Raw genomic sequence first — 8,748 nt, 5'->3', positions numbered from 1 at the left:
CCGTACGGAGCCACGGGGGTGGGCGGGGCGCTCGCCCGCGGGGGCCATCCCGCGTCGGTTTCCGGACTGTAGCCCTCCACCCCGGGTCGGTGGAGGCGATGGCCGAAACATTCCCCCGGCCGGGCGAACCTGGTTCCCCCGGCTTACCCGGTCACCAGTCGCTGCGTGAGGACGAGGAGGAGGTGAACTTCCGTACGACGAAGATGAGTCCGGCGACGAGCGCGGCGAAGATCAGCACCTTGAACAGCAGGCTGACGATGATGCTGACGAACCACCCGATCACACCACCGAAGACGACCAGGGCGATGACCGGCACGGCGACCCACTTCACCCACCACGGCATCCCCGCGAATATCTGCTGCACGGCCATCGCCCTACACCTCTTTCTCCAGATCTCTCCGGATTCCCGAGCTCTTCGAGTCCTTCTCCGAGCCTCTGCTTCGATGTTAGAGCGCGCACGGTGGCGATTGGGGCCCGCGATCCCTTGTCCTTCCCTGACCCTTCCCTTAGGGAACCCTGGGGTTCCAGGCAGCCTTCCGGGTGAGGGATCAGCCCCGTACAGGGTGCGAAATCAGCTCTCCGGCGGCGAGAAGACCACCAGAACCCGCAGGTCCTCGCTGATGTGGTGGAACTTGTGCGGCACCCCCGCGGGTACGTAGACGACGCTCCCCCGGCCCACGGTCGTGGTCTCCGTGCCCACCGTCACCGAGGCCCGGCCGCTGGCGATGAAGTACACCTCGTCCTGGCGGTGCGGCTGCTGCGGGTCGGTCTGCCCCGCGTCCAGGGCGTACAGCCCGACCGACATGTGCCGTTCGCGCAGAAACTGCAGATATGCCCCGTCGTTCGCGACGCGTTCCGCCTCGAGCTCGTCCAGCCGGAATACCTTCATCGCCTTGCCCGCCCTCACTCCCACCGCAGATCACGTCTGCCACGATCAGACACATGAAGAATTTCGTAGTCAAGACGATCGCCAACTCGGCCGCACTCGCGGTCGCCATCTGGCTGCTGGACAAGATCACCCTCACCGGGGACAGCACCCCGCGCAAGGTCCTCACGCTGGTCCTGGTCGCCCTGGTGTTCGGCGTGGTGAACTTCCTGGTCAAGCCGATTGTGAAGGTGCTGACCTTCCCGCTGTTCATCCTGACCCTCGGGCTGATCACGCTGGTGATCAACGCACTGATGCTGCTGCTCACCTCGTGGCTCGCCGACAAGCTGGAGCTGAGCTTCCACGTCGACGGCTTCTGGACGGCAGTGCTCGGTGGCCTGATCATCAGCATCGTCTCCTGGGCGATGAACGTGGTCCTGCCCGACGACAAGAACTGAGCGACGCCCATGAGCGACCCCTTTCGCGTCTGCTTCGTCTGCACCGGCAACATCTGCCGGTCCCCGATGGCCGAGTCCGTATTCCGCGCACGGGTCGAGGAGGCCGGCCTCACCGGTCTGGTCGAGGTCGACAGCGCGGGCACCGGAGGCTGGCACGAGGGCCACGGGGCCGACCCGCGCACCGTCTCCGTACTGGAGGCGAACGGCTACGACGGCGGCCATACGGCACGGCAGTTCCACGCCGAGTGGTTCGCCCGGCTCGACCTGGTGATCGCGCTCGACTCCGGGCATCTGCGGGCGCTGCGGCGCCTCGCGCCGACACCGGCGGACGCCGAGAAGGTGCGGCTGCTGCGGTCGTACGACGCTGCCGCCGGTACGGAGCGGGACGTGCCCGACCCGTACTACGGGGAGATGGACGGCTTCGAGGAGTGCCTGGAGATGGTGGAGGCCGCGAGCCCCGGACTGCTGGACGCGGTACGGGACGCGGCGGTGCGACGGAGGGCCGCGTGAGCGAACTCGACGACAGCGGCTTCTTCGAGGTGGGGGACGGCACGCGCGCGGTGCGGGCCGGGCTGCCCGAGGCGGCCAAGAACGAGCCGACGCTCCCGGGGCCGACGTTCGCCGCCCACTTCCATCTGCCGGGTGACCCGACCGGTCCGTACACCTACGGCCGCGACGAGAACCCGACCTGGACCCACCTCGAACGCGCCATCGGCGAGCTGGAGGCACCGGGCGAGGACGTCGAGACACTGGTCTTCGCCTCCGGGATGGCGGCGATCTCCGCGGTGCTGTTCTCGCAGCTGCGCAGCGGCGATGTGGTGGTCCTGCCGGACGACGGGTACCAGGCGCTGCCGCTGGTGCGCGAGCAGTTGACGGCGTACGGCATCGAGGTGCGCACCGCGCCCACCGCGGGCGATGCGCAGCTCGACGTGCTGGACGGCGCCCGGCTGCTGTGGCTCGAGACTCCCTCGAACCCGGGGCTCGACGTCTGCGATGTGCGCCGCCTCGCCGACGCGGCGCACGCGCGCGGCGCGCTGGTCGCGGTCGACAACACGCTGGCCACCCCGCTCGGGCAGCGGCCGCTCGAACTGGGCGCGGACTTCTCGGTGGCCAGTGGCACCAAGCAGCTGACCGGGCACGGGGACATCCTGCTGGGCTATGTGACCTGCGCGGACAGTGAGTTGGCTGCGGGCGTACGACGCTGGCGCAAGATCGTCGGGGCGATTCCGGGACCGATGGAGGCCTGGCTCGCGCACCGTTCGCTGGCCACCCTCCAGCTGCGGGCCGACCGCGGCTGTGTGAACGCCCTGGCCGTCGCCGAGGCGCTGCGCGGTCGCGCCGAGGTGTCCGGGCTGCGCTATCCGGGGCTCGCAGATGATCCCTCGCACAAGCTCGCCGCGCGGCAGATGCGGCGCCATGGGTGCGTGGTCTCCTTCACGCTGCCGACCCGCGAGCGCGCCGAGCGCTTTCTTACGGCGCTGCGGCTGGTGGAGGAGGCGACCAGTTTCGGCGGCGTACGCTCCACCGCCGAGCGGCGTGGCCGCTGGGGCGGGGACGCCGTTGAGGAGGGCTTCGTCCGGTTCTCGGCCGGAGCCGAGGACACCGGGGATCTGGTGGCGGATGTGCTGCGTGCGCTGGACGAGTCGGCGGCGCGGTAGCGCGGCTACGCACAACGAACGGTCCGAGCCTCCCCCCTCGTGGCTCGGACCGTCCCGGTTCTGCGCGCGAAGAACCGCGCGAACAAGGCTAGTTGACTCTGTGTCAGTGTCCAATCACGGTAGCGACAGAGACCTATCGACTTATTTATAGTTGGGCGCGAGCGGGGTTCCGGCGGAGCGGGGATACAGGCGGGGTCACAGGGAGGGGGAGGAGCTTCCGATGGACCTGGCCCTGCTGCGCACATTCGTCACGGTGCACCGAGCCGGCTCCTTCACCAGGGCCGCCGCGCTGCTCGGCCTCTCACAGCCCGCCGTCACCGCGCAGATCCGCACGCTGGAGCGGCAGCTGGGCCGCCCGCTCTTCCTGCGCCAGGCCCGCGGGGTGACCCCCACGACCATCGGCGACGAGCTCGCCCACAAGGCGGCCCCGCATCTGGACGCGCTGGTGGAGATCGTGGAGAGCGGTCCCGACGAGGAGTCGTCTGTACGCACCCTGCATCTCGCGGGGCCCCCGGAGTTCACGGCGGAGCGCGCCTTACCCGCGCTGACCACCCTCACGGGTGAGGACGGCCAGGCGTTCGCGCTACGCGCCTCCTTCGGCAACGCCGAGGAGACCCTGGAAGGGCTGGCGGCCGGACACCACGATCTGGCCATCTCCACGGCTCAGCCGCGCGGCGGGCTGCTCACCGCGACTCCGCTCTGCGACGAGGAGCACGTCCTGGTGGCGGCCCCCGGATGGGCCACCAAGGTCGGTCCCGGCAAGGTGCGGCATCCGGTGACGCCCGTACTGGAAGTCCTGCCGACGCTGGAGGATGTGCCGGTGGTGGAGGTCCATGAGTCGCTGCCGTTCGTCTCCCGCTACTGGGCCGCCGTCTTCGACTCCCGCCCCGCGGCCGCGGGTACCGTCGTGGTCCCCGATCTGCGGGCCGTGCTGGCCTGCGTGGTGGCCGGAGCGGGGCTCGCGGTGCTGCCGCGCTATCTCTGCGCCGATGCGCTGGCACGCGGCGATGTGATGGCGCTGCTGGAGCCCGCGGTGCCGCCGCTGCGCACGTACTTCCTGGTGGTACGCACCGGCACACTCGCGATGCCGCATATCGCGCGGGCGCATGAGTGGCTGCTGCGTGCCGGCGTCGACTGGAGCTGACCGGGGCTCAAAGCTTCCCGTTGTGTTTCACGTGGAACAGGACGGGCCACATTCCTTGCATGACCGTCCGACCCGTGGTCAAGCGCACCGCACGAGCCGTTCTCCTCGACGGCGACGACCTGATCCTGATCAAGCGCACCAAGCCAGGTGTGGACCCGTACTGGGTCACGCCCGGCGGGGGAGTCGAGACGGAGGACACCACCGTCGTCGACGCGCTGCATCGCGAGGTGTACGAGGAACTCGGAGCGAAGATCACCGACGTGGTGCCCTGCTTTGTCGACACCGTCGAGCACATCGGCGCGGACGGCGGAGCCACCGGCGTCAAGGTCCAGCACTTCTTCGTCTGCCGCCTGGAGTCCATGGACCCCGCGCTGCGGCACGGCCCCGAGGTCGAGGAGCCCGCGGGCGAGTACGAGATCGTCCGTATCCCCTTCACCCGGGTCGGAATCGCCTCGGTCCATCTCGTACCGCTGTCGCTGCGCCACTACCTGGACGGAAACATCGAGGGCGTACGCGCGATGCACGCTCCCGACCTGGGCTGATCCCTCCTGATCCCTCTTGGGCGCTCAGTCCTCCGCGGCGACGAGCTCCTCGACGGAGTCATGGCGGATGCGGTCCGAGGGGATGCCGACGTCCCGCAGCACATGGACACCGCTGCGGATCATCCCCGGCGGCCCCGAGAGAAACGCGTCGTACTCGTCCCACGGTCCGGACGCGCGTACGGCGTCGGGCAGTTGGATGTGGTGGCTCTGCCGGTCGACCACCGGGCGCACCGAGAGCCAGGGGTGGGACCGCTGCAGCCGCAGCATGGTGTCGATGTCGTACAGAGCGAGGTCGCTGCGGGCGCCGTAGAAGACCTCGACCGGCCGCCGCTCGCCATGCTCGGCGACGTCTTCGACGAGTGCCTTGATGGGCGCGATGCCGGTGCCGCCGCCCAGGCACAGCATGCCGTTCTCGGTGGAGTGGTCGACGGTCATCGAACCAGCGGGCGGGCCGAGCCGGAGGGTGTCGCCGGGGCGGGCGCGATGGACCAGGGCGTTGGAGACCCAGCCGGCCGGGACCGCCTTGACGTGGAAGGTCAGCAGCCCGTCGGGGCGTGACGTTCCGGCAAAGGAGTAGTGCCGCCAGATCCGCGGCCACCAGGGAGTCTCCAGGCTGGTGTACTGACCGGCCAGGAAGGGATACGGCTGGTCCGGGCGGACGGTGATGACCGCGATGTCGGGGGTACGCAGATCGTGCGTGACGACCTCGGCCACCCACCAGGGAGGGCTCCTGCGCTCGTCGTCGGCGGCCGCGTCGATCATGATCTGGGAGATCGTGGTGTAGGTGCGCACCCAGGCGGCCTCGGTCTCCTTGTCCCAGGAGGCGGTCGCGAACCGGATGAGCGCGCCGAGTAGGCACTCGCCGACGGCGGGGTAGTGCGCGGGCCGGGTGCCGTACTTGCGATGGCCACGGCCCAGGTTCCTGAGGTACCCGACCAGGACGTCGGTGTGGTCGATGTTCTCGGCAGCGGTCAGCAGCGCCTTGAGGAGGCGGTCGCGCTGGGTGTCCATCGCGGCGGGAAAGAGCGCGCGCAGTTCGGGGTTGCGGACGAACAGCAGGGCGTAGAAGTACGAGGTGACCTTGTCGGCGACCGGGGCGATCTCGTGCAGGGTGCGCCGGACCCGGACGGCGTCGGGGGAGGCCGGGGGTCTGCCATCGGCCGACGGGGTGGTCGGAGCGTTCATTCGGTGCCTCGCCTCGAACAGCTTTCGGTTCGGTTCCCCACGTATGCAGATGGCTGGGCCGAGAACATGACATTGGGCGCAGCCCCGTCAGCGCAGGATGGCACCACGCGTTATCGCCACGGACAATTAGCGGAAAGCCTGAGTAACCGAACTCGCATGCCGTTAGGCTGCGTTGCCCCGTGTGTTCCCTACCGGGCGTCCGGCATGGAGCGGACCATGGCGTAGGCCTCCCGCAGATCCCGCCCCGCGTAGGCGTGCGTCGCCAGGTGCGCCACATGGTGGTCCGCGTTCACCGCGACCGAGACCGGCACCGCACCGAACAGCTCGGCATCCGACAGCGAATCCCCGTACGCGACACAGTCGGCCCGCGTCACCCCGAAGGACCCACAGAGCTGGTCCGCGACGCGCACCTTGGCCGCGGCGTCCAGAATCCCCGCTGGATCGACCGGCTCGGTGAAGGGCACCGCCGGGAAGCGTGACCCGTGCGCGGCATGCGCGCCCCACCCGAGAAGCCGCTCCACGAAGAACGACGGCGAGAGCGAGACCACCGCGCAGTAGTCCCCGCGCCCCCGGATCTCCGCCCAGGTGTCCCGAATCCCGGCCAGCCAGGGCGCGCCCTCGAACGCCGCCGTCACATGGTCTCGGGTGAGCCCTGCCCACAGCGCGTGCACCCGCACCGCGTACTCCCGCGAGTCGATACGCCGCGCGACGAAGTCGCGCTCAAGCTCCCCGATCTCGTCTTCCAGGCCGAGCTGACGGGAGATCTCCACGGGTGCCGCCGAGCCGTGCAGCAGGGTCCCGTCCAGGTCAAAGAGGTGAAGGCGTGGCATGAGGGCCGAGCCTACGGCCTGTCCCACGGGTCGGGCCCGCGTACGCCGAGGCTAGTAGCCGGGGTTACTCCCCCTGTCAGACGTCGTGCTGAGAGTTTCGCGGCACCGTGTTTCACGTGAAACTCAACCGCCCCGCACGCCGGGCCACCCTCGTTGTCCATGTCGCCTCCGCCGCCTGCTGGCTCGGGCTCACCCTCGGGCTGCTCGCACTCGCCCTCACGGCGCTCACCACCGACTCCGCGGGGACCGCTGAGGCCGCCGCGCGCTCAATGAAGATCTTCGCGGACTGGCTGGTGATCCCCCTCGCCCTGTTCACACTGCTGAGCGGCCTGGTACTCGCCCTCGGCACACCCTGGGGACTTGCCAGGCACCGCTGGGTCTACACGAAGTTCTGGCTGACCCTCGGCACCACCGTGGCCTCCGTCTTCGCGCTACGCCCCGGAATCAACGACACCGTCGTCACTCTGGCCGCGGGAGCACCTGTGGCCGATCCGGCCGACCTGGTGGCGGGCCCGATCGTCTCGCTGTCCGCCTATCTCTTCATGACGGTGATCTCGGTCCTCAAGCCGTGGGGCCTGACCAAGCGTGGCCGAAAGCACCGCGCCACCTCACGTAAAGCGGTGGACGGCAAAGGCGTACGTCAGCCAGCCTGACCAGCGTGTCGACACCTTCCCTCTCCGCACTGCCTATCCGCCGACTCACGCCCCGCGATGTGATCGCCTGCGCGGACCTCTCCGAAGACCGCGGCTGGCCCCGCGAGGAACACAAGTGGGGCCTGCTCCTGGCAGCCGGAACGGGCTACGGCATCGATGCCCCGGACGGCGGTCTCCTCACCGCCTGTGTCACCACCGACTACGGCCCTCGGGAGCACCCTGACCTGACGGCGATCGGCATGGTGCTGGTCGCCGAGCGGTACGCCCGGCAGGGCGTCGGCCGCCGCCTGATGCGGCAGGTACTGGCCGACGCGGCGCCCACCCCGCTCACGCTGCACGCCACGGCGAACGGCGCTCCGCTGTATGAGGAGCTCGGTTTCAAGACAATCGGCCGCGCCGAGATGGTCCGTGGCCACTTCCGACCCACCGCGGCCGCCGCGCCCGGCGTACGCACCCGGCCGGCGACCGCCGAGGACCTGCCGCCGCTCCTACGCCTGGACGCCGAAGTGTTCGGCACCGACCGGACTCACATGATCACGCGGCTGCCGGCCTTCGCCGATCAACTCCGGGTCGCCGAGGTCGACGGGGAGATCACCGGCTACGCCGCCGCCTGGCCGAACATGGACACCCATGTCATCGGCCCGCTGATCGCCCGGGACACCGAGACGGCGAAGGCTCTGGTCGCCTCGCTGGCCGAGGGCACGGACCGTGTACTGCGTACCGATATCGACGTACGCCACGAGGAACTGCTGACCTGGATCAAGGCACAGGGCGTGGAGTCCCGGGGCTTCAACGCGGTGATGGTCCACGGCATCTCGGACCTGCCCGGCGACTGGACCCGCCGCTTCGCGCCGCTGACTGTGGCGGCGGGCTGAGCACTCCGGGGGGAGGCCCGGCGTACGCTGCGCGACATGAGCGATCTTGAGATACGCCCAGCGTCCGTTGCGGACCTCCCCGACCTCGTGGCCATGCTCGCCGACGACCCACTGGGCGCCCAGCGCGAGTCACCCGATGACCTCACGCCGTACCGCATCGCCTTCGAGCGGCTGGCCCAGGACCCGAACCAGCACCTGGTCGTCGCCGTCCGCGAGAGCCGCGTGGTCGGCACCCTGCAGCTCACGATCGTGCCCGGCCTCTCCCGGCGCGGCGCGACCCGCTCGATCATCGAAGGTGTACGTGTCCACGGCGCCGAGCGCGGCAGCGGCCTTGGCACCCAGCTCATTCAGTGGGCGGTCGACGCATCCCGGAGTCAGGGCTGCCAGCTGGTGCAGCTGACCTCCGACGCCACCCGCACCGACGCCCACCGCTTCTATGAGCGGCTCGGCTTCGCGGCCTCGCATGTGGGCTTCAAGCTCCAGCTCTGAGCCATCGCCTGCCCCGGCAGCCATGCAGTCGCGTCGTGTTTCACGTGAA

Annotated in this window: 12 protein-coding genes; 8 read left to right on the top strand and 4 right to left on the bottom strand. The window is 69.7% G+C overall.

Annotated elements, in window-relative coordinates:
- Nucleotides 1-151 precede the first annotated feature (151 nt).
- Both U9R90_RS17665 and U9R90_RS17660 read right to left on the bottom strand, forming a co-directional pair.
- Nucleotides 152-364, bottom strand: coding sequence for a DUF5326 family protein (locus tag U9R90_RS17665; protein ID WP_411057772.1), 213 nt, complete (start codon nucleotides 362-364; stop codon nucleotides 152-154).
- Nucleotides 365-571: 207 nt separating this feature from the next.
- Nucleotides 572-889, bottom strand: a complete 318-nt coding sequence (locus U9R90_RS17660; RefSeq protein WP_411057413.1) for a cupin domain-containing protein — start codon at nucleotides 887-889, stop codon at nucleotides 572-574.
- A gap of 53 nt (nucleotides 890-942) precedes the next feature.
- Here U9R90_RS17660 and U9R90_RS17655 point away from each other — a divergent pair, with 53 nt between their 5' ends.
- From U9R90_RS17655 to U9R90_RS17635, 5 genes are all read left to right on the top strand, one after another.
- On the top strand, nucleotides 943-1,323 hold the full coding sequence (locus U9R90_RS17655) for a phage holin family protein (protein ID WP_411057412.1): 381 nt from the start codon (nucleotides 943-945) through the stop codon (nucleotides 1,321-1,323).
- A gap of 9 nt (nucleotides 1,324-1,332) precedes the next feature.
- Nucleotides 1,333-1,833, top strand: a complete 501-nt coding sequence (locus tag U9R90_RS17650; protein ID WP_411057411.1) for a low molecular weight protein-tyrosine-phosphatase — start codon at nucleotides 1,333-1,335, stop codon at nucleotides 1,831-1,833.
- Nucleotides 1,830-2,981 carry a cystathionine gamma-lyase gene (locus U9R90_RS17645; RefSeq protein WP_411057410.1) on the top strand — a complete coding sequence of 384 codons (1,152 nt, stop codon included), beginning with the start codon at nucleotides 1,830-1,832 and terminating at the stop codon, nucleotides 2,979-2,981. The genes U9R90_RS17650 and U9R90_RS17645 overlap by 4 nt, the downstream gene beginning before the upstream one ends.
- A gap of 220 nt (nucleotides 2,982-3,201) precedes the next feature.
- A complete protein-coding gene (locus U9R90_RS17640) occupies nucleotides 3,202-4,125 on the top strand; it encodes a LysR family transcriptional regulator (RefSeq protein ID WP_411057409.1) in 924 nt (307 codons plus the stop codon).
- A 59-nt stretch (nucleotides 4,126-4,184) separates the two neighbouring features.
- Nucleotides 4,185-4,667 carry an NUDIX domain-containing protein gene (locus U9R90_RS17635; RefSeq protein WP_411057408.1) on the top strand — a complete coding sequence of 161 codons (483 nt, stop codon included), beginning with the start codon at nucleotides 4,185-4,187 and terminating at the stop codon, nucleotides 4,665-4,667.
- A 24-nt stretch (nucleotides 4,668-4,691) separates the two neighbouring features.
- On the opposite strand, the gene U9R90_RS17630 is transcribed toward U9R90_RS17635, so the two are convergent.
- Nucleotides 4,692-5,852, bottom strand: a complete 1,161-nt coding sequence (locus U9R90_RS17630; RefSeq protein WP_411057407.1) for a globin domain-containing protein — start codon at nucleotides 5,850-5,852, stop codon at nucleotides 4,692-4,694.
- A 188-nt stretch (nucleotides 5,853-6,040) separates the two neighbouring features.
- A complete protein-coding gene (locus tag U9R90_RS17625) occupies nucleotides 6,041-6,682 on the bottom strand; it encodes an HAD family hydrolase (RefSeq protein WP_411057406.1) in 642 nt (213 codons plus the stop codon).
- A gap of 116 nt (nucleotides 6,683-6,798) precedes the next feature.
- Here U9R90_RS17625 and U9R90_RS17620 point away from each other — a divergent pair, with 116 nt between their 5' ends.
- From U9R90_RS17620 to U9R90_RS17610, 3 genes are read left to right on the top strand one after another with little or no spacing between them, the layout of a single operon-like run.
- On the top strand, nucleotides 6,799-7,335 hold the full coding sequence (locus tag U9R90_RS17620; RefSeq protein WP_411057405.1) for a DUF2269 domain-containing protein: 537 nt from the start codon (nucleotides 6,799-6,801) through the stop codon (nucleotides 7,333-7,335).
- Nucleotides 7,336-7,340: 5 nt separating this feature from the next.
- Nucleotides 7,341-8,210 (top strand): GNAT family N-acetyltransferase, encoded by an 870-nt coding sequence (locus U9R90_RS17615; protein ID WP_411057404.1) that lies wholly within the window; start codon nucleotides 7,341-7,343, stop codon nucleotides 8,208-8,210.
- Nucleotides 8,211-8,246: 36 nt separating this feature from the next.
- Nucleotides 8,247-8,699, top strand: a complete 453-nt coding sequence (locus tag U9R90_RS17610) for a GNAT family N-acetyltransferase (protein ID WP_411057403.1) — start codon at nucleotides 8,247-8,249, stop codon at nucleotides 8,697-8,699.
- Nucleotides 8,700-8,748: the final 49 nt, after the last annotated feature.

The sequence above is a fragment of the Streptomyces sp. E11-3 genome (assembly GCF_046540415.1).
Lineage (GTDB): Bacteria > Actinomycetota > Actinomycetes > Streptomycetales > Streptomycetaceae > Streptomyces.
Note: the sequence above shows the minus strand (reverse complement) of the source record. Positions and strands in the feature narration are given on the sequence as shown.

Bases quoted from the DNA above. Each gene is read 5' to 3' on its own strand.
- U9R90_RS17660 (WP_411057413.1), bottom strand. From the start codon at position 889: ATGAAGGTATTCCGGCTGGACGAGCTCGAGGCGGAACGCGTCGCGAAC.
- U9R90_RS17630 (WP_411057407.1), bottom strand. From the start codon at position 5,852: ATGAACGCTCCGACCACCCCGTCGGCCGATGGCAGACCCCCGGCCTCC.
- U9R90_RS17650 (WP_411057411.1), top strand. From the start codon at position 1,333: ATGAGCGACCCCTTTCGCGTCTGCTTCGTCTGCACCGGCAACATCTGC.
- U9R90_RS17610 (WP_411057403.1), top strand. From the start codon at position 8,247: ATGAGCGATCTTGAGATACGCCCAGCGTCCGTTGCGGACCTCCCCGAC.
- U9R90_RS17625 (WP_411057406.1), bottom strand. From the start codon at position 6,682: ATGCCACGCCTTCACCTCTTTGACCTGGACGGGACCCTGCTGCACGGC.
- U9R90_RS17635 (WP_411057408.1), top strand. From the start codon at position 4,185: ATGACCGTCCGACCCGTGGTCAAGCGCACCGCACGAGCCGTTCTCCTC.
- U9R90_RS17640 (WP_411057409.1), top strand. From the start codon at position 3,202: ATGGACCTGGCCCTGCTGCGCACATTCGTCACGGTGCACCGAGCCGGC.
- U9R90_RS17655 (WP_411057412.1), top strand. From the start codon at position 943: ATGAAGAATTTCGTAGTCAAGACGATCGCCAACTCGGCCGCACTCGCG.